This window comes from Sporosarcina sp. Marseille-Q4943 (genome assembly GCF_943736995.1).
Lineage (GTDB): Bacteria > Bacillota > Bacilli > Bacillales_A > Planococcaceae > Sporosarcina.
Genome location: NZ_OX031157.1, coordinates 999,764 through 1,019,530, shown reverse-complemented (window position 1 = coordinate 1,019,530; position 19,767 = coordinate 999,764). Strand labels below are relative to the sequence as shown.

General features: G+C 44.9%; 22 protein-coding genes, 1 pseudogene and 1 riboswitch. Of the genes and pseudogenes, 12 read left to right on the top strand and 11 right to left on the bottom strand.

What is annotated here, in order from left to right:
- Positions 1-144 precede the first annotated feature (144 nt).
- The gene (locus NIT04_RS14140) at positions 145-351 is read right to left on the bottom strand and encodes a hypothetical protein (RefSeq protein ID WP_252504180.1); all 207 of its coding nucleotides are present in this window, start codon (positions 349-351) and stop codon (positions 145-147) included.
- Positions 352-445: 94 nt separating this feature from the next.
- Positions 446-562, bottom strand: a complete 117-nt coding sequence (locus NIT04_RS14135; protein ID WP_252504179.1) for a hypothetical protein — start codon at positions 560-562, stop codon at positions 446-448.
- Positions 563-775: 213 nt separating this feature from the next.
- Here NIT04_RS14135 and NIT04_RS19125 point away from each other — a divergent pair, with 213 nt between their 5' ends.
- Together NIT04_RS19125 and NIT04_RS14125 are read left to right on the top strand one after the other, a co-directional pair.
- Positions 776-1,534: a 3D domain-containing protein gene (locus NIT04_RS19125; protein WP_305880120.1), complete on the top strand. Its 759-nt coding sequence runs from the start codon at positions 776-778 to the stop codon at positions 1,532-1,534.
- A gap of 94 nt (positions 1,535-1,628) precedes the next feature.
- Complete coding sequence (locus tag NIT04_RS14125; protein ID WP_252504178.1) at positions 1,629-2,483, top strand: STAS domain-containing protein; 855 nt, start codon at positions 1,629-1,631, stop codon at positions 2,481-2,483.
- A 52-nt stretch (positions 2,484-2,535) separates the two neighbouring features.
- On the opposite strand, the gene NIT04_RS14120 is transcribed toward NIT04_RS14125, so the two are convergent.
- Both NIT04_RS14120 and NIT04_RS14115 read right to left on the bottom strand, forming a co-directional pair.
- Entirely contained in the window at positions 2,536-3,279 is a 744-nt protein-coding gene (locus NIT04_RS14120) for an arylamine N-acetyltransferase (RefSeq protein ID WP_252504177.1), read from the bottom strand.
- Between the two features lie 302 nt (positions 3,280-3,581).
- Positions 3,582-3,740: pseudogene (locus tag NIT04_RS14115) on the bottom strand (IS5/IS1182 family transposase); the annotation flags it as partial.
- A 38-nt stretch (positions 3,741-3,778) separates the two neighbouring features.
- On the opposite strand from NIT04_RS14115, the gene NIT04_RS14110 reads away from it, so the two are divergent.
- Positions 3,779-3,925, top strand: coding sequence for a hypothetical protein (locus tag NIT04_RS14110; RefSeq protein ID WP_184211497.1), 147 nt, complete (start codon positions 3,779-3,781; stop codon positions 3,923-3,925).
- Between the two features lie 84 nt (positions 3,926-4,009).
- Here NIT04_RS14110 and NIT04_RS14105 read toward each other — a convergent pair whose 3' ends face one another.
- Positions 4,010-5,254, bottom strand: coding sequence for an amidohydrolase family protein (locus NIT04_RS14105; RefSeq protein ID WP_252504176.1), 1,245 nt, complete (start codon positions 5,252-5,254; stop codon positions 4,010-4,012).
- Positions 5,255-5,270: 16 nt separating this feature from the next.
- Positions 5,271-6,440: a hypothetical protein gene (locus NIT04_RS14100; RefSeq protein ID WP_252504175.1), complete on the bottom strand. Its 1,170-nt coding sequence runs from the start codon at positions 6,438-6,440 to the stop codon at positions 5,271-5,273.
- 307 nt (positions 6,441-6,747) lie between these two features.
- Between NIT04_RS14100 and NIT04_RS14095 the strand changes: the two genes are divergently transcribed.
- The 6 genes from NIT04_RS14095 (at position 6,748) to NIT04_RS14070 (ending at position 12,777) form a co-directional block, all read left to right on the top strand.
- Positions 6,748-7,581 carry a glycerophosphodiester phosphodiesterase family protein gene (locus NIT04_RS14095; RefSeq protein WP_252504174.1) on the top strand — a complete coding sequence of 278 codons (834 nt, stop codon included), beginning with the start codon at positions 6,748-6,750 and terminating at the stop codon, positions 7,579-7,581.
- 233 nt (positions 7,582-7,814) lie between these two features.
- On the top strand, positions 7,815-8,510 hold the full coding sequence (locus NIT04_RS14090) for an RluA family pseudouridine synthase (protein WP_252504173.1): 696 nt from the start codon (positions 7,815-7,817) through the stop codon (positions 8,508-8,510).
- A gap of 86 nt (positions 8,511-8,596) precedes the next feature.
- A complete protein-coding gene (locus NIT04_RS14085; protein WP_252504172.1) occupies positions 8,597-9,811 on the top strand; it encodes a carboxylate--amine ligase in 1,215 nt (404 codons plus the stop codon).
- 117 nt (positions 9,812-9,928) lie between these two features.
- Complete coding sequence (locus tag NIT04_RS14080; RefSeq protein ID WP_252504171.1) at positions 9,929-10,081, top strand: Fur-regulated basic protein FbpA; 153 nt, start codon at positions 9,929-9,931, stop codon at positions 10,079-10,081.
- Positions 10,082-10,103: 22 nt separating this feature from the next.
- Complete coding sequence (locus tag NIT04_RS14075) at positions 10,104-11,552, top strand: amidase family protein (protein ID WP_252504170.1); 1,449 nt, start codon at positions 10,104-10,106, stop codon at positions 11,550-11,552.
- A 64-nt stretch (positions 11,553-11,616) separates the two neighbouring features.
- Positions 11,617-12,777, top strand: a complete 1,161-nt coding sequence (locus NIT04_RS14070; protein ID WP_252504169.1) for a DEAD/DEAH box helicase — start codon at positions 11,617-11,619, stop codon at positions 12,775-12,777.
- Between the two features lie 45 nt (positions 12,778-12,822).
- Here the strand turns inward: NIT04_RS14070 and map are convergent, their stop codons facing one another.
- The gene (gene map, locus NIT04_RS14065) at positions 12,823-13,569 is read right to left on the bottom strand and encodes a type I methionyl aminopeptidase (RefSeq protein WP_252504168.1); all 747 of its coding nucleotides are present in this window, start codon (positions 13,567-13,569) and stop codon (positions 12,823-12,825) included.
- A gap of 573 nt (positions 13,570-14,142) precedes the next feature.
- Positions 14,143-14,484 carry a DUF4870 domain-containing protein gene (locus NIT04_RS14060; protein ID WP_252504167.1) on the bottom strand — a complete coding sequence of 114 codons (342 nt, stop codon included), beginning with the start codon at positions 14,482-14,484 and terminating at the stop codon, positions 14,143-14,145.
- Between the two features lie 91 nt (positions 14,485-14,575).
- Positions 14,576-14,677, top strand: a riboswitch (TPP riboswitch).
- A 199-nt stretch (positions 14,678-14,876) separates the two neighbouring features.
- On the opposite strand from NIT04_RS14060, the gene thiT reads away from it, so the two are divergent.
- Entirely contained in the window at positions 14,877-15,434 is a 558-nt protein-coding gene (gene thiT / locus NIT04_RS14055; RefSeq protein ID WP_252504166.1) for an energy-coupled thiamine transporter ThiT, read from the top strand.
- Positions 15,435-15,474: 40 nt separating this feature from the next.
- Here the strand turns inward: thiT and NIT04_RS14050 are convergent, their stop codons facing one another.
- A complete protein-coding gene (locus NIT04_RS14050) occupies positions 15,475-16,203 on the bottom strand; it encodes a tryptophan-rich sensory protein (RefSeq protein ID WP_252504165.1) in 729 nt (242 codons plus the stop codon).
- A 162-nt stretch (positions 16,204-16,365) separates the two neighbouring features.
- On the opposite strand from NIT04_RS14050, the gene NIT04_RS14045 reads away from it, so the two are divergent.
- Together NIT04_RS14045 and NIT04_RS14040 are read left to right on the top strand one after the other, a co-directional pair.
- Positions 16,366-18,171, top strand: a complete 1,806-nt coding sequence (locus tag NIT04_RS14045; protein ID WP_252504164.1) for a M3 family oligoendopeptidase — start codon at positions 16,366-16,368, stop codon at positions 18,169-18,171.
- Between the two features lie 7 nt (positions 18,172-18,178).
- Positions 18,179-18,724, top strand: a complete 546-nt coding sequence (locus NIT04_RS14040) for a GNAT family N-acetyltransferase (protein ID WP_252504163.1) — start codon at positions 18,179-18,181, stop codon at positions 18,722-18,724.
- 106 nt (positions 18,725-18,830) lie between these two features.
- Here NIT04_RS14040 and NIT04_RS14035 read toward each other — a convergent pair whose 3' ends face one another.
- A complete protein-coding gene (locus NIT04_RS14035; RefSeq protein WP_252504162.1) occupies positions 18,831-19,406 on the bottom strand; it encodes a carbonic anhydrase in 576 nt (191 codons plus the stop codon).
- A 143-nt stretch (positions 19,407-19,549) separates the two neighbouring features.
- Positions 19,550-19,687, bottom strand: a complete 138-nt coding sequence (locus NIT04_RS14030; protein ID WP_252504161.1) for a hypothetical protein — start codon at positions 19,685-19,687, stop codon at positions 19,550-19,552.
- Between the last annotated feature and the right edge of the window lie 80 nt (positions 19,688-19,767).

Below are 19,767 nucleotides of genomic sequence, written 5' to 3'. Positions count from 1 at the left end.
GCTATATTACTTATTTATAAAACAATAAATAATAGGTGAAATTTAATATGGAAATTGGTGAAAATAAATAGGGAGAACGATGGGAGAAATTTTCCCAAGTTAACTCAATTAAAAAGAAGCCGGTGAATATCCGGCTTCTTCCGTTTAATTACGAGGATTTTTATGAATCCTTTCTTTACGCAAATCTTCTTTCATATCATCCAGGTTGATCGTATCCACTGTTTGCATATCCTCATGCATATCGAACAAGCTTACACGATCCGAAGAGGGAATCCCTTCAGGATGCGCCAAATAGCGAAAGTCGATCTTTTCCCGATCTTCACCCGTCGCAGGCTGATTCTCCTTTGCCATTGCTGTTGCCTCCCTACATCTGTTTCCTTATAGGATTGGCAAGATCAGTGGATATATTCGCCCCCAATAGTCCGCTATGGACAACTCTGTCCGTTTACCGCCTGCGTAATGGGGCAGTCGTCTTTTGTTTGTTTGCAACAATTTTGCGCACGATCGGATATACGACCGGAGCCCATTTAATAGCTGCCTTAATTAATCTTCCTAATTTCATGTAATTCGCCCCTTTAACCGTTTTCTTTAATTTGCCCTCTCTTGCGCTTAAGTAAACAAAATCCACTCTTTTCTATGACAGTTTCACTATGCTAATCAACTTCTTGTTTTTCATATTCAGAACTTTTATAGAAAAAAATGTTTGAAGTTGAAAGTTTTTGGACAAGACTGGTGGAAATTGTTAAGAAGAGAGGAGCAATATTACTTGATTAAGATGAAATTGATTATGTTGACTGCAATTATGACACTGTCATTCAGTGTCGTGACCGAAGCAGCTTTATTTAGCCAGACAGAACACGCAGACGAGACTACGGATCTTTCCCAAGAAGTGAGGCCGAATCTTCATGACGTTCCTTTTATTGAAATATGGGAAAGTACATTTCCGTTATTTTATCCACCACTAGATTTATTGAAGAGAGAACCTATGACTTACGTCGTCGAAGAAGGAGATACTTTATTTCGGATCGCCTTGAATCATGACATGACAGTGGATGAACTGAAGAGCTTGAATAATTTATCCGGGGAAACGATATACCCAGGAGATGTTTTGACTATTAGCGGAGAGGGATCTGTAGACGATATTGTTGCAGTTAGTACTGTAAAGGTCGCATCCGCCAATGAGGAATCAGTGCCGAAAAAGCCAGCATTCAACTCTGCTGTCTCGACTCCGCCAGCAAGTTCGGGGACGGAAATGACTGTGACGGCAACAGCATATACGGCCTATTGTACCGGTTGTTCGGGGACGACAGCATATGGAATTGATCTGCGCGCCAATCCAGATCAGAAAGTGATAGCGGTAGACCCATCGATCATTCCTCTTGGAACGAAAGTTTGGGTGGAAGGCTATGGGGAGGCGATTGCCGGAGATGTCGGCAGCGCAATTAAAGGCCATAAAATTGATGTCTTCATCCCGACCTATGAGAGTGCGATGGAATGGGGCGTCAAAAAGGTGAAATTAAAAATTATCAATTGAATGGATACGCATTGGGAATCTTTCACTTATATTCCTAATGCGTATCTTCTTTATGTTACACTATTAGAAAGTGAGAGGCGTAGGAGGGATGAAGATGAAAAGTATGAACGAGGAGCTTTACGAGTTTTTGCTTGAGCATAAAACTTCTATAACAGAACAGTGGCTCTCGGAACGTGATAAGAAGGACGGTTCCATTTACTCCAAGGATGCTGGTGAATGGTCGGAGCAGATGCTGCGGGAGCAAAACAGTTTGACGAATTTGACGATTGCAAGTAGCCTCTTGGATGACCGGGAAGTATTTGAGAACAATAAGAAGAACTGGGCGAAACTTGTCGCAGAAAGCCGAGTGAGCAGCAGAACTCCCATTTATGAAGTTCTGGATGCGCTTAGTAAGTTGAGGGAAACATTTTGGCGGTTTATTGAAATATTTGTTGAGCGGGAAGGGGATCGGGTCCTTCGTTCCAACATTATGAATTGGGGCATTGTCATACATAAGGCGTTTGATGGTATCATTGTGGAGTTTACGAAAAAGTATGATGAGCTCATGAATACCCGGCTAGTTGCACAGCAAAGCCTGATTGAAGAGTTGAATGCGCCGATTATCAAACTCAATTCAACAATCGGTGTCTTGCCGATCATCGGGGATGTGGACACGACCCGGGTACAGGCGATTGGGGATTTTGTTCCGAGTAGGTGTGTGGAGCTTGGTGTCAGTCATTTATTTATTGATTTGTCGGGTGTTTCCGTGATCGATACGATGGTGGCGAATCATATATACCAGCTGATGCAGGTGCTTGATTTGCTAGGAATCGAGTCGACTATGACGGGAATTAGACCGGAAATCGCTCAAACTTCGGTTCAATTGGGGCTGGACTTTTCTAAGGTCCGTACGTACGGCTCGCTGCAGTTGGCCATTAAGAAGCATTTTAAAGAGTTGCCGAAGATGTAATGGCTAAAAAATGAACGGTAAAGGATAGCATCCTTCGCCGTTCATTTTTTTACTATATTTTTATACCGAATGAATCCAAGAGAATCGCTTCTTTTTCACTTTCAGTGAGAGATTTGGAGCTTATCAATCCATTCTCGGATATTGTCAGCTCTCGGTCTTTTATTGTCATTCTGCCTGCAAGTGTAGCTTTAGTGACGATGTCGACATGGGTGAAGGTCGATTCGGGTGAGACTTGATTGAATACGCAGCCTTCATGGAAGTCGACGAGTTGCTTTTCAATTGTAGAAAACCGATACAGTGGTCGAGATTCGCCATTCCGGCTTCTGGCCAATTCAAAGGTATCATTCCCGGCTTGCTGTACTGCGTAAGTTCCGCTCACATCGGTTTGTGAGATGCCGTTCAATGGGATGGGGAGTATGGTGGAATCTCCGAATCCGACATCGACAAGGTATGGTTCATCCAAACGGACGAGAATGGCGGCATGCGTGTCGGGCTTTGCCCATTTTCCGTTCGGCCGGAAGACAGTGGCAGCAATGAGGGAAGCATCATATCCAAGCTGTTTTAACAGCCAATGGAATAACCCGTTCAATTCATAACAATAGCCTCCGCGATTTCGGAGGACAATCTTTTCGTAAATCGACTGCAAGTTCAAGTAGATCGGAACCCGGCGGATGACATCAAGGTTTTCAAATGGCACTTCGGTCATATGTAGACGTTGCAGTTCCGAGAGCTGTTGCAGGGAAGGTTTGTTGGCGCTTGATGCTTGAAAACGGTTGAGGTATCGTTCACTATCCATTCTATCAGCCTCCTAACAAGTAAGAATAGTATACCATTTATAGAAGTGGCACGAATCAAAGGCCACCGCAGTGGCCTTTCCAACCCTTTTGTCTAAACATGTACATTTTATCTGTCAGTAGACTGAAATAACGTTGATTTCCGTTCCGGGCGGACGCTTTCCGGGGGGCTTGCCCTCAGCCTCCTCGTCGCTTAGCTCCTGCGGGGTCTTCACGCTGCGCTAATCCCCCAGGAGTCGCCGCCCTGCACTCCAATCAACTGGAAATAGGGGTATCATTTCAGCCTCCATAGCCGGCGCTCTCCTCGTCCAATGGTTGAATACAGATCTTCAACTAATGGATAGTTGAAGGAAAAATCAAGGGAAGCATCCAGTTTGTGCACCAGATGGTCATGAGGAACCAACTGCTCTATGGTTAGCATCTCCAACTGTTCACGTTCATTAATTTGATTCTTCGTCATCATATCCATTACCTCATTCGGTTAGTAGGGCACTCCGTTGATTGGAGCGGAGAGCGGCGACTCCTGCGGGAACAGCACGAGCTGAAGACCCTGGACTGAGCGCAGCGAGGGAAGCGGCTGAAGCCGTGCCCGCGGAAAGCGTCCGCTCGCAGCGTAAATCAACACTGTTAGCTTTATCTCTATTTTAAAAGAAAAAAGACTGTAGGCAAACCGAAAATTCAGGGTGTTTGTCTACAGTCTGAAAAGGCCACCGCAGTGGCCATTCATCATTATTATGCAGTTAAATCTTTCTCCACTTTACCGCCTTTGATGACGACTTGGATATTGTCGTTGTTTGCGAGGGAATGGATATCTTCGAGCGGATCGCCTTTTACGATAATAATATCCGCTAGCTTTCCTGTTTCAAGCGTTCCAACTTGATCCTCCCACCCTAAACATTCAGCGGCCGTTTTAGTGGAGGCGACAATCGCATCCATCGGAGTCATGCCAGCATCCGCCATCAGGCCAAGCTCGCGGAGGTTCGTGCCGTGCTTCATGACGCCTGCGTCAGTTCCCATTGCGATTTTTACGCCGGCCTTATACGCTTTCTGGAAACTTTCAATATGGTGCTGGATGACTTCCTTCGATTTCTGGACGGCCGTTTCGGGCATTCCCGTTTCTGCGGCGGTTTCCAAAACGGCGACAGGAGCAAGAAGTGTCGGAACGAGGTACGTTCCATTTTCGAGCATCAGATCGATTGCTTCGTCGTCAATGAAGATGCCGTGCTCGATGGAATGGACACCTGCCCGGACGGCGTTTTTAATTCCTTCCGCCCCTTGTGCATGGGCCATGACTTTGACGCCTTTCCGGAAACGCCCTTCCTCGACGATGACCTTCAACTCTTCTAACGAGAATTGAGTGAATTCCGGATGATCGGTTGCGCTCAATACGCCTCCGGTCGCATGCACTTTAATGACCTCCGCCCCTGCACGAAGCATTTCACGCGTCTTTTTGCGGACTTCTTCCACGCCATCGCAAACTCCGTTCGGCATGCCAGGATATGGAGAAGGCAACAGATCGAGCACATTGCCGGAAACCGTATAGCCATCACCATGCCCGCCCGTAATTGTCAACGCGTTGATGCTGAGCTGCAAGCGTGGTCCTGGAATGAGGCCTTCGTCTACAGCTTTTTTTACGCCTAGATCAGTGCCGAGCGCATCCCGTACGGAAGTGACGCCAGCATCCAATGTCGCTTTCAAATATTGCGCCGCCTGATAATACATGAATGAAAAAGGAGTAGCCAATCGTTCTTGGATTGGTGAGAATTCCAACATCATATGGACGTGCGTATCGATGAAGCCGGGGAGGACTGTTCCGCCCTCCGCGTCGATAACCGTTTCATCCCCAGTCGCTGCATAGCCGCTTTCGTTACCGACGTAATCGATACGATCCCCATCAATCACTACAATCTGGCCTTGCTTCGGTTCACCGCCGTTGCCATCGATAACCGATCCGTTACGAATAATTGTCTTTGCCATCATATATCCCTCCGAATTATAATGTTTGAACTAAAATGCCGGCAATAACGACTGATGCTACTGTGACAGTTGTAAATCCGCCGATAAGCATCGGTGCCAATAATTCATCGAAAATCGCCTTCGCCTCTTTCTCATTTCTTGCGATGCTTCGGCTCACTTCCTCACAAAGAATATAATCGCCAGGAAAACCGAATAATGCCGTTAATGCGACAGGCATTCCTTTATACGGGTGCCATTTCACGAGCTTGGACATAAGGAATCCACCGACAGCAATGCCAAAAGTACCGATTACGAGAATAAGAATGATGCTAGGCAAATTGCTAAGCACTTGAGAAGGTGTGACGCCTGCCATCGACCCGATGACAACAAAGATGATGCCGATCATCGTAATTGTGAATGAATTAGCCTTTTCCAACGTTTTCGGTTCGAAGATTCCGATTTTTAGTCCGATGACGCCAATTGCGAGACACCAAAGAGTATAGTGAACCGGTGTGACTGAACCGAGGGCAACCCCGATGGACGCACCGACAAAAATATAGAATAATTTTAACGTCGTGCTCGATTTGAAAGGACCTTGTTTCTTGCTTTTTTCTTCTTCCTTCAAAGTCTCCTCTTCAGAGACCATAGGGACGAAGGTTCCATTATCGATAGCTTCCTGTATTTTTACTGCGTATTTTCTCATGAAATTCATTGCAAGCGGCATTCCCATGAGCCCTTGGAAAGCTACGATCAGGGCAGGAATAATAACAAGGCTCGTAAGTCCGAGTTCCTTCAGTTTTTCCGACGTGATAATAAGGGCAATGATGCCTCCGCTAATCGGACCTACTCCTGCAACAGCAGTCGGGTAATCAAAAATCAAAGGAATGATTGTCAATATGAGAATTCCGGAAACGATGATGCCTCCAAGAGCGATAAGAACAGCTTTGAATTGGCTTTTTAGCAGTGAGAAAGGAATCATTGTTCCCATATGCAAAATTGCGGGACCGATTAAGATTGCCCCCAGAGCGGGAAATTGGGACTTTTCCAGAATGTCCTTAGGGAAGATGCCTGTCCAAATGAGGATAAGGAATCCTACCATCGCGGTGAGAAGCATCGGGATTCTGGCCCTTGTCACAATCGACAGCCATTCGCCTAATGCTATAAGAGTGAAAATTAATGTTGTAGCGATTACAGGATTACTTAACATGATGGCTCCTCCTAGATGCAATACAGTTATTCTTCAGACAATGAATTTAATTCCTAGTCTTAAGTGATATCCAATATATCAGGGTGAAAATTGTTTGTAAACAGTATTTTGACGATTAGTACTATTACTTTATATTGGAAGCGCATACAATTATATAAATGGTGTTGTGAAAATATCGTAATACTTTTAGCTCATTACGAATATAAAGGTATTCAAGACTATATATATATGATAATATAATAGAAAGATAATTCGGATATCAGCTTAATTGTTGCTAGAAATCCGATGAGAGAAGCGGGGAATTCATATGAGAAGACATAATCTGTTTTGCATGGCAATCGTCGGGGCGTGCCTGTTTCTCCTTTTTGGGTTCAATGATCAGACAAAAAGGGTCCACACTCCTAATATGATCAGCGTTGCACACCGGGGAGCTTCCGGTTTTGCACCTGAAAATACCCGTTCCGCTTTCCATAAAGCAGTCGAGCTACGTGCAGACTATCTTGAATGTGATGTCCACCTTTCGAAGGATGGCGAACTTGTCATTATGCATGACGATAAAATCGATCGCACTACAAATGGCAACGGTTACATTAAGGATTACACATTAGCTGAGCTGAAGGCGCTGGACGCAGGTGGAAGGTTCGGTGAAGAGTTCAAAGGCGAGCCGATTATGACACTCAATGAATTATTGGAAGAATTTTATGACCAGGTCGGATTATTGATTGAACTGAAGAACCCGCAATCCTATCCGGGAATCGAGGAAAAGGTCGTTTCATTATTAATGGATTATGACGACATGAGCTCAATTATCATCCAATCATTCGATGTGGATTCCATGAGGAAAATAAACTCCTTGTTGCCTGAAATTGAAGTAGCAGTCCTTATTCACCCTTCGGAGTCGATTTTAACCGCAAAGAAGTTAGATGAGCTTACATCATTTGCATCTTATATTAATTTCAACGTTTCCTTTTTAAGTAAAAGGATGGTTGATAATATCCACGAACGTGGAGGCAAAGTCCTCGTCTGGTCGAAGAAGGATAAGCGGTTAGTGGCGAAAGCGCAGAAGTTTGGCGTGGATGGCATTATATCGGACTTTTCAATTTGGCCGACGGATGAACCAATCTACTTGGTGCAGGAATAATTTACAAAAAAGCCGGACATAAATTGTCGGCTTTTTTCATTTGTGTAAAATAAGATGTGGAATTGATGCACGGCATCCGTTTCCCATCTAATGCCACCATTCATCTACCAGTTTTGTCGGAAATGATGGGATATATATAGTATGATAGACGGAATGGAGGCGATCCAAAATGAAGAGCGAATCATTCGATACGGAAACTTATCCGAAGATTCTATTACAAGGAGCAATGAAATATGACCATACGCATTTTATATGAAGACAATCATCTACTCGTCGTAGAGAAACCAGTCAATATGCCAGTACAGGCAGACGACAGCGGGGATCAAGATTTATTGACGTTATTGAAGGCGGATCTGAAGGAGCGTCATCAAAAACCAGGTAACGTCTATTTGGGCCTCGTGCATCGGTTGGACCGTCCGGTAGGGGGCGTCCTCGTATTTGCAAAAACGTCAAAAGCAGCGTCCCGTCTATCCGACGTGCTACGGAAGAGAGAGATGGAGCGAACGTATTTGGCTGTCGTCCGAGGAGATTTAGGTCACGGTGGCCTTTTGGAGCATCATCTGTGGAAGGATGCCAAGAAAAACAAGGTCCATACTGTCAAGGCGTCCCACCCTGGGGGAAAGAAGGCGGTCCTTCATTATGAAACGATTGAAAGGAAGGACGGCATGAGCTTGCTTGCCATCCAGCTCCATACGGGGAGGTCGCATCAGATCCGCGTACAGATGGCTGCATCGGGCGCACCTCTCTATGGGGACCAGAAATACGGTCAGCATGTAAATCGGCCGGGACAGCAAATTGCGTTATGGGCGCATACACTTGCTTTTCCGCATCCGACCACAAAGGAAGTCCTCAAATTCGAGTCTACCCCGCCATCCGAGCATCCATGGAATATTTGGAAGCCTCTGCGTGCAGGAATAGTAACGACGTAAATTATTTCGAGCGCACTGCCCTGCTTAATTGACATCGAAATTCTGGACCCCTACACTAAGAAAGAGAAAACATGTTGGAGGAAGTTATGACAAATCATCCGTTTATCCCGATCATTGTAGGGACTGATATTAATGCATACAATATGGCGATTTCATTTCACGAGGCATACGGTATCCATCCGATCCTCGTTGGTAAAGAGCCTTTATCTTTTACAAGCCTGAGCACAATCCCAGGCGCAATCGAGCTGAATTCGAAATTAGGGGAGAAGAAAGAATTCGTCCGCTTCCTCAAACAAGTTGCGGAAAAGTATAGGACGCAAGGGAAGAAGCTTCTGCTTATCGGAACGAATGACCTTTATGTCCGCTTGATCATCGAATACCGTCAAGAGTTACAGGCAGATTTCGTATTCAACTATATCGAAGAAGAGTTGATGAATAATCTGCTTGTAAAGAAGAATTTCTACCGGCTTTGCGAAGAGCACGGCATTGATGCGCCGGCGACTTATTTCCATTCATGCGAATCGGACGACCGTTTCAATGAGGAAGTCATGTTCCCGGTCATCATCAAACCGAGCAATGGCGTGCAATATTACAAGCATCCCTTCGAGGGAATGCAAAAAGTGTATAAAGTCGATTCTTATGAAGAAATCCAGAAAGTCATCGATACAATCAAGAAAAGTGGCTATCGCGACGATTTGATCATCCAAGATTTCATTCCGGGCGACGATACATATATGTGGGATTCCGTATTCTACATTAACAGCAAAGGCAAATCCGAACTGATCACGTTCGGACAAGTCGTCTTGCAGGAACACACCTTAACAGCGATTGGCAACTATACAGCCGTCATCACTCGGTACAATGAAGAAATGATGATGAAGCTAAAAGGGTTTTTAGAGGCGCTCAACTATGTCGGCTACGCAAATTTCGATTTGAAGTACGATCAGCGTGACGGGAAGTTCAAAGTGTTCGAAGTGAATATCCGTCAAGGACGTTCAAGTTACTACATTACGTCATGCGGTCATAACCTAGCGAAGAATTTTGTCGACGACCTCATATACGGCGTCGAAAAACCGTTGACATTATTAGATGAAAAATTCCTATTTACGGTCGTACCGAAAATCGTCTTACGGAAATTTGTCGGCAATGCCAAAATCCGCAAAGAGATCGATCAGTTATTGAAGGCAGGTAAGTACGCCAACCCACTTTTCTACAAAAGGGATAAAAACTTTAAAAGAAAACTTTATCTTTTCATGAGACAAATCAATTACTACCGCAAATATAAGAATAGTATATGGTGAACAGAAATCCCTGTTGCTAGTAGTGGCAACGGGGGTTTTTTGGTTAATTCTTCATGGTTTATAGAATTGGTGGTAGTGGAATAGATGATAGGCATCAATCTAGGAGGAGTTATCACCATGAGAAAGATAGAAAATCCTATACTCGAACACAAAAGGGATAAAATAATCGAAAGCCTAGTAGAAGAAGGCGTCTTTAAAATTAATGGAAAACAACTATATGAACTATCTTTATATGAATTAATGAAACAGTATACAATGAATTTAGAGTGAAACTGAAGTTGGGGGGATTAACATGAACGGAAAATTGGATGAAATGCGGCATGAATGGCTCGAAGAAGCGACAATCCGGCAAATGCAGGAAAAAATGGCGACTGGTCATCTTACATCAGAAGAATTGACCGTCATGTATATGGAAATAATCGCGGAGAAGGACCAGAATATTAATGCAGTACTTGAATTGAATCCACAAGCCCTTCAAATCGCCAGAGCGCTTGACGAAGAACGTCGACGCGGAATTGTGCGGTCGTTTTTGCATGGCATCCCCGTGTTGTTGAAAGACAATATGGATACAGAGGATGGCATGCATACGAGCTGCGGCTCGTTAGCAATGGTAAACCATTTTGCAGTGGAAGATGCTTTTTTAGTGAAGAAGCTTCGGGAAGCCGGCGCTGTCATCTTAGGCAAGACGAATATGACCGAATGGGCGAATTTCATGTCGGATCGAATGCGGAATGGGTGGAGTTCCCGTGGAGGGCAAGTGAAGAACCCGTATGGACTTTTTGATGTTGGAGGTTCGAGCTCCGGAGCTGCAGCCGCAATTGCAGCCAATATGGCGGCGGTCTCCATCGGTACGGAGACGAGCGGCTCCATCATTAATCCATCAGCACAAAACGCTCTCGTCGGCATAAAGCCGACTGTTGGGGCGATTAGCAGAAGCGGCGTCATTCCGCTTTCATTCACCCAGGATACACCGGGACCGCTTGCCCGGACGGTGGAAGACGCGGCTATCACATTCGGATTGATGGTCGGTTACGATGAAGCCGATCCGATCACTAGGGAAGCTGAACGTTTCGATGGAATCGATTGGCTATCCTTGTGCGATGCCAATTCGCTTAAGGGAAAAAGGATCGGTATCGCCCGGTCAATTTTCATGCGGGAGATTTCGACAGAAAGGAAAGAGAAATTCGAAGAGGCTCTCCGTCGGCTTGAATCATTAGGCGCTGAACTTGTCGATCATATCGATTTAGGGACGATGGAAGACGATTTGGGTTATGATGTCCTCCTGTATGAATTCAAAGCGGCACTAAATGCGTATCTTGGTAAAACGTCGATGACGAATCCGATCCGCACCTTGTCTGATATTATTCAATTCAATAAGGAACACCCGGATGAAACATTGAAATTCGGTCAAGTGATGTTGGAAAAAGTGGATCGGACGAGCGGGACGTTGACCGAGCCGGAATATATTGAGGCATTGGTGCGAAACCGCCATTTGGCAGGGGAATTGGCCCTCGATCGGGCATTTGACGAACATGAAATCGATATGCTCGTATTCCCGCAAGATCATGGGTGCAGTTTTAGCGCAGCTGCAGGATATCCGGCGATTACGGTGCCTTCTTCCTTCACAGAGGAAGGGGAGCCTTTTTGCATAACGCTATGCGGCAAGGCGTACTCCGAGCCTGAACTAATTGGTTACGCATATGCATACGAACAGGCGACGATGGCAAGAAGAAAACCATGATGACTTGAAAGAAAAACGAATCCGGTACATTATAAGATAAGGAACAGTGAAAGCGGGGATGAGAATGTCCTTCTTGGAAAAAATGGACGATAGTATTAAGAAAAAGTGGAAGTTTGAAAAGGAAACACCGATTCAATCCCAAATGATACCGGAATTGTTGAATGGCCGGGATGTAGTGGCGGAATCACCGACTGGAACAGGAAAGACGCTTGCCTATGTATTGCCGATCCTTCAACAGGTGGACGGGAAGAAGATGCAGACACAGGCATTGATCATGGCTCCTTCCCAAGAGTTGTCGATGCAAATCGTCAATGTCATCCGTGAATGGGTGGAAGGAACGGATATTACGGTGACCCAATTGATCGGCGGTGCGAATATGCAACGGCAGGTCGAACGTTTGAAAAAGAAGCCGACGATCGTTGTCGGAACTCCGGGACGCCTCGTCGAACTCGTAAAAGCGAAGCGTTTGAAAATGCATGATATCCGTTATATCGTGCTGGACGAAGGCGATCAGCTGTTGTCGCGCGATTATCGTGTCATCGTCAAGGACTTGATTGAAGCGGCGAACCCGGAACGTCAAGTTGCTGTCGTTTCAGCGACAATTACTGATGAAATAGAACTCGTCGCCAAAAAGCTGTTGAGAGATCCCGTCCGGTTGCATGTCTCTGTTGAGGATATGCCGTTGTCAGGGAAAGTGGTCCATTCATTCATCAAGACGGATGCGCGGGATAAAACAGACCTTCTTCGGGGACTGTCCCATCTGCCTTCAATCAGGGCGCTAGCTTTTATGAATAATGTCGATCAGCTTCGAATGAAGGAAATGAAGCTGCAATACAATGAGGCGCCAATTGCCGTCCTCTATTCTTCAATGTCGAAATTCGAAAGGCAGGAAACATTGGAGAGCTTCCGAAAGGGCGAAATCCGAATCCTCATTGCGACTGACTTGGCGGCAAGAGGATTGGACATACAAGGATTGACCCATGTCATCCATGTGGATGTCCCTCAAACGATTGAGCAGTATTTGCATCGTTCGGGTAGGACGGGACGTGCCGGGGAGGATGGAGAAGTGCTGACATTGCTTTCGTATCCTGAGGAGCGGACGTACAGGAAGCTGTCGAAAGGGTTCAAGCCGGTCCAAAAAGTTTGGTATAAAGGAAAGTTGTCCGAAGGGAATTCCAAGACGGTAGGCGGTCAAAAAGACACGAAAAAAATGAAGAAAAAGTAATAATAAAAGGGCATGCCGGTTTATTTTCCGGCATGCCCTTTATTCTTATAGCTGAGTTAGTATGATCGGTTCGTCTTTTGTAACGATGATGGTATGTTCAATTTGAGCGACGAGGGATTTATCCGGAGTTATGAATGTCCAACCGTCACCAAGTTCAATAATGTGCTCGGCTTTTTCAGAGATGAACGGCTCTACCGCCAACACCATTCCTTCTTTCATCATTGTTTGATCCCAAGCGTCATAATAATTTAAAATATGCTGCGGCTCTTCGTGCAGCGATGTTCCGATGCCGTGACCAGTCAAGTTCTTAATAACTTTCAGACCGTTATCCTTCGCTTCCCTCTCGACGACTTTCCCGATCTGGCTTAACTTTGAGCCTGCTTTCACTTTTGTCATCGCACGGTCAAATGCGCTTTTCGCCACGTCACATAGCAGTTGTTTTCTCGCATCTGCCGTGCCGACGACGAATGAAATGCCCGTGTCTGCAAAGTATCCGCCGTAAGATGCGGAAACATCGATATTGACGAGATCGCCATCTTGGATGACCCTTGATCCTGGAATGCCGTGGGCAACTTCATGGTTGACACTGATGCATGTGTATCCCGGAAACTCGTATTGGTCAATCGGTGCCGACACAGCCCCGCGCTCAGCAAGTAGGCGTCCTCCGAGTTCATCAATCTCTTTCGTCGTAATGCCAGGCACAGTCGCCGCTTTCATCGCTTCCCGTACCTCTGCGACGATGCGACCGATTTTTTTCAGTGCCTCGATCTCTTCGTTGTTCTTTACAATCATGATTTACAGGTCCCTTCCTCGAAACGTACTTTTCCAACTGATTATAACATAATTATTCAACCGTAAATAAACGTATGCCTATCCTAGTTGAGTTTAGTTTTTATCAAAACAGTTTTGATGGAGTATAACTTTTGCAACAATATTGCTTTTTTATAGAGAAAAATAAATATGTTGATTTTCGCTACAGGCGCACGCTTTCCGTGGGGCGGGCGGTGAGCCTCCTCGGTCGCTACGCTCCACTGCGGGGTCTCACCTGTCCCGCTAATTCCCACAGGAGTCGGCGCCTTTCGCTACAATCAACGATAATGTCTTATATATATTTAACACTCAAATTGATTGGAGTGGAGATCGGCGACTCCAGCGGGAACAGCGCGAGCTGAAGACCCCACAGGAAAAGCCGTAACGAAGAACGGCTTTAGCGACCAAAAGCGATAGCGTTGGGAGCACTTCCGAGGAGGCTGAAGCCGTGCCCGCGGAAAGCGTCCGATCGGAACGGAGATCAATGGTATTTGGAGCAGGCTAGAGCATTATCAATCCATTACATAGATGTTACTAATATCTCTTTCATCCTCATCATTTCAACACTTTTACACCCTGATAGACATTCCAGATGACGACGAGCAAAAACAGCAGACCATAGATGAGCATGAACAGGAAAGGAGCGAGCCCCCAAAAGTCGAATTGCCCGGTCATCATATTGTGCATTCTCGATTCATACGAAATCATTGAAAACGAAAACAGGATGAAGCCGGCGATGAGGATGACGATAGGTACAAGGTGCGAGATGAGTGAACGTTTCGCATGCCCTTTCACTTCATGGTCATCCGTAACGAAATAGACGATTGCAGGCAATAGTAAAGGTGAGAAAAATATGCTGAAATAACATAGGGCAGATAATAGTTTATTATTGGTCATGGGCTTTCCTCCCGTAATTCTAATAGTAGTTTACAATATCATCTTGCTTATAAGTACTTTAACATATACAATGAATACGACAATTGAATTACAAGACCACAAGGGGTGCCTTCATTGGCTGAGATTGGACTTTTGTCCTAACCCTTCGAACCTGTAAGTTCATGCTTGCGTAGGGATGTGGATGGAAACTGACATATATCGATGTCTCGGTTCTATCCGGGATGTCGTTTTTTGTTGAAAAGGAAAAATGGCTCTGTTTACTATTCGTTACCTTGATTGGCTTTGTGTAAACGTATACTTGTCAACGTATTCTAATCGCCTTCAAGTCGAAGCAGGACACCACGTTTTCTTCAGTCCGTATCCCTCCGACAAAATAAGAGGAGGAATTTCAATTGGATCGTAAACGGCTTCAGTTATTATTAGAGGTTGCTATTTTAGGAGCATTATCATTTGTTTTGGATAACTTGACATTATTCAAAATGCCCCAAGGCGGATCTGTCACCTTATCGATGTTGCCGATTATTTTGATGGCATACCGATGGGGAGTTGCAGGGGGCTTATTGACGGGATTGATTTCCGGTCTGCTGCAAGCTGTGATAGGGGGCTATATTATCCACCCTGTGCAAGGTGCGTTAGACTATTTCGTCGCATACACAGTTGTTGGATTGGCGGCGTCAACTTATAGTTGGTTACTAAAAGGCAAAATGGAAGGGCGCAAAGGCGTGATGGCCGCAGCAATTATTGTTGGAACGGTATTAGGGGGACTTCTTCGATATGCTGCCCACTTCATTGGTGGAATGGTGTTTTTCGCTGAATACGCCGGTGACCAACCAGCTTGGCTGTATTCATTAGTATACAATGGATCCTATATGATACCATCCATCATATTGTGCGCAATCGTAGCGGTTATCCTATTCACATCTGCGCCTAGACTTATCCAAAGAACATAAAAATAGCAGGGGCATGTAGTTACCATGCCCCTGCTATTTTTTAATGTGTTCGTCTGCCTGAAAACAGGAAGATGCACGTGACGATGACGGCTGATAAAAAGATGGCCGCCGCCGATATGAACAGCTCCTCCGTCCCGTTCCTGACGGCAATGCCGATAAACGCCCAAACAAAAACGAGATTCATTACATAATCCTTATAGTGGTACATAAAATGTAAAGCGAACGCCGTGGAAAGCGTCAAATAGATAACGGCCCATAGTGGATCGCTTAATCCTAATCCCGACCATCCGTGAATCATCAGAAAATAACTGACATTCGACAGTGTCGTTATGAAAATCCATCCTGTCAGTAAACTGAATGGGACTCTGCCATACAATCGGTTATCCCGTTTTGGAAATATAACGTAAAATGTGAGCAACACAATGAGAAGTGCGATTTTTGCAATGACGGTCCCCGTAAATAATTCAAAGTGCCAAAGGAATATCCAAGCGATATGCAGAAGGCAACTCAATACGAAAAGGAAAGTGACGCGGTTTCGATGTGCGGAGCTCATCTCGTGGCGAGTCTTATTGAAATTGATAATCCAGAAAAAGAGCATAATATAGAGCAACCAACAGATTACCAATACATAGTTCGCAGGTAGGAAAAGCAGAGGCAGCCGATTTGTAATTTCCGCCGTAGTATTTCCATTTAGTGAGAAAAAGCTTGCTGTTATATTCAATAGTATGACTGTACAAAGCGACAGGGTCATCAGAAGTATTCTAGACATAGTACATCCTCCCTTTGAACAGTATACATAGGAATAGGAATTTGTGCGAAGGAAAGTATGAAGTTTCCGTCACAAATCTAATATTTCGAATGCCGAACATTCATGGTATAATAAAAACATGATTTTATTAAAATTTTCTAAATGATTGGGGGGAATCATTCATTGACTACGACAAAAACATATTCACAAGTATGGGATTTAGATGTATTTTTTAAAGGCGGCAGCGATTCAGAGGAGCTCCGTTCGCATCTTGACGCTGTAAAAGAGCAGCTCGGCGAGTTGGAAAACCTTGCCGCCGCTATGCAAACTCCTGCAACCGTGGAAGAGGCAGATCAAATTCTACACGTCATTGATGAAATAAAAAATACTGCGAAAAATTTAAGGGAAGCGGGAGCTGTCATCGGCTGTTTCCTCGCTGCGAATACGAAAGATAAAAAAGCGCTCGTCCTCCAAGCTGAAGTTGGCTCTTTAGGAGCGCGGTTCCAGACAGCCATTTTAAAAATCAAGCAAACGGTTGCAAGGACGGATGAAACGGTTTGGAATGAACTGCTTGCGACCGAGCAACTATCCCAATTCGATTTTGTTCTACAAGAATGGCGCGAAGAAGTTCGATTGAAGCTATCCGAGGAAGAAGAAAGCCTCATTACGGCGTTAAGTGTCGACGGTTACCAAGGGTGGGGACAACTATATGATCAACTCGTAGGGGATATTACAATAGAATTGACGGTTGATGGGGAAGAGAAGAAACTTTCTGTCGGCCAGGCGAATAACTTAAGTTCACATGCTGACGTCAAAGTGCGCAAAGAAGCATTCGGAAAACTTGAAGAGGCATGGGAATCGAGAGAAGATTTCTTTGCATCGGCATTAAACCATCTGGCCGGCTTCCGCTTGGCTGTCTATGAAAAGCGCGGCTGGGATTCCGTTTTGAAGGAACCTCTCATGCGGAATCGGATGAGCCAGGAAACGCTCGATGCTATGTGGGCGGCAATCAGTGCCAACAAAGCTCCCTTTGCAGAATATTTGAAGCGCAAAGCCGAACTATTAGGAAATGAAAATATGAATTGGTATGATTTAGATGCACCGGTCACGTCATCGACGAAGGAAATGTCTTTCCAAGAAGGCGCAGAGTTCATCCTGGAGCATTTTGGGAAGTTCGGTCCGGAGTTGGAGTCGTTCTCAAGGAAAGCATTTGAAGATAGCTGGATTGAAGCGGAAGATCGTGCGGATAAACATCCGGGAGGCTTTTGTACGGGAATGCCGGTTTCAGAACAATCCCGTATATTCATGACGTACAGCGGTTCCATGTCCAATGTGGCGACGTTAGCTCATGAGCTTGGCCATGCGTTCCATTCATACGCGTTGCGTCCTGTGCATTATATGAACCGTCAATATGCAATGGGAGTCGCGGAAACAGCTTCAACATTTGCAGAGATGATCGTGGCGGACGCTGCCGTCAAAGCAGCGGAGACAGAAGAAGAGAAACTTGCATTGCTGGAGGATAAGATCCAACGCAGTGTGGCATTCTTCATGAATATACATGCACGCTTCCTTTTCGAAACGCGGTTCTATGAGGAAAGGAAAAATGGAGTTGTTCCTGCTGCAAGATTGAATGAGTTGATGGCAGAGGCGCAAAAAGAGGCATATGCAGGCGCTCTTGATACTGTCCACCCACATTTCTGGGCTTCTAAGCTGCACTTTTATATTACAGGAACGCCGTTTTACAACTTCCCGTATACGTTCGGATATTTGTTCTCATTAAGCATTTATGCGAAAGCCATTGCTGAAGGAGAGTCGTTTGAACAGAATTATATGGCCTTGTTGCGCGATACAGCGGTCATGTCAGTCGAAGATCTGGCGAAGAAGCATCTCGGGGAAGATATTACGAAAGAGGAATTCTGGGCAAAAGGTGTGGCATTATGTGTAAGAGATGTAGAAGAGTTTTTGAAAATAGCTTCCGAAGAAAGGTGAAGGGGCATTGATTCTGCTTGAAGGGCGAACTTGTTATTTACGTATATTGACAGAAGACGATGCAGCGATTTTCACCGAGCTGCTCAAAGCGAATCGGGAATATTGGACGGTCTTTGAGCCGCGTCATGAATCGGGTTACTATACGGTTTCTGTCCAACGGGATAAGATAAGGGAATCCATTTATCAAATGAGAGATCGGCGTGAATACAATTTTGGGATTTTTGATGCCGAAACAAGCAGGTTGATCGGTCACATATCGTTATACAGCATCAAAAGACTCCCGTTCTCAAGTGGTTTTGTCGGATATTCAATCGATGAGCGGGAAACGGGCAGAGGACTCGCCACGGAAGCGGTGAAAATCGTTAAAAAGTTCGCATTCGAAACGGTTTCCTTGCATCGGGTGGAGGCGTTTGTTTCTCCGCGGAATATTGGTTCGGTGAAAGTATTGGAGAATGCGGGTTTTGTCCGTGAAGGGTTGCTGAGGAAGCTGTTGTACATTAACGGTTTTTGGGAAGATCATTATATGTATGCGAGCTTGGCGGAAGATTATTGAAAGGGTAAGGCCGCCTGGCGGAAACTAGCTGCTAAAATAAAAAGCCGATTCTTCTGATTGAAGAATCGGTTTTTGTCATATTACATATTTCCCGGGAAATCATGTGTCAGTTTTCGTCGATTAAATCGTATCCGTTGACGATGATGTCCAAGAGGCCTGTGTCAGGGTGTGCGACGAGACCGTGGACAGGAACTTTGCGATCCATAAGCGGGTGGTTCCGAACTTGGTCCACACTTCTTTTAACACTATCGGTGACATCATTGAAACCACGCAGCCAATCTTTCATATTAACTCCGGAATACTGTAATGTTTTAAATAGGTTTCTATCCACGCCACGATTAACCATTTTTCCTATGATTTTTTCCGTGTCGATGGAGCTCATGCCGCAGTCGTGATGGCCGATAATATAAACTTCATCAGCCTGCAATTCGTAGAGGGCGATCAGGATGCTCCTCATGATTCCGCCAAAAGGATGAGTGACGATGGCGCCGGCGCTTTTAATGATTTTCGCATCACCATTCCGTAAATTCATCGCTTTCGGAAGAAGTTCTGTCAGTCTTGTATCCATGCAAGTTAAAATGACGATCCGCTTATCGGGGAATTTTGTAGTGGCATATTCTTCGAATTTTCTCTCATTGACGAATTCTTTATTGTACGCAATGATTTCAGACAAGATGGTCATGTAGAGGCCTCCGTATTCTATATGGAATTTTCTTGAACTACAAGATTGCCCTTCAAGCGTCTTGTGGTTGCAAATCATTTTTCAATTTATATTAAACAGTGTACAGAAAAAGAAAAGAGCTGCCAAGTGGCAACTCTTTGTTTTTATTTTACTTCCGGTTTCGGATCGATTGTTTCTGCATCCGCAGAATTGAGAGCTTTCCCAAGATAATGCATTGTAAATAATGCTGCTAAACCAAGAACGATAGCATATCCAATAACTGTAGTATACATTAAGCCCATGATGCGACCCCTCTCTACAATGAATATTTATTATACATTCATTATACTATAATCCTCCGATAATTAAAGAGGAGATTGAA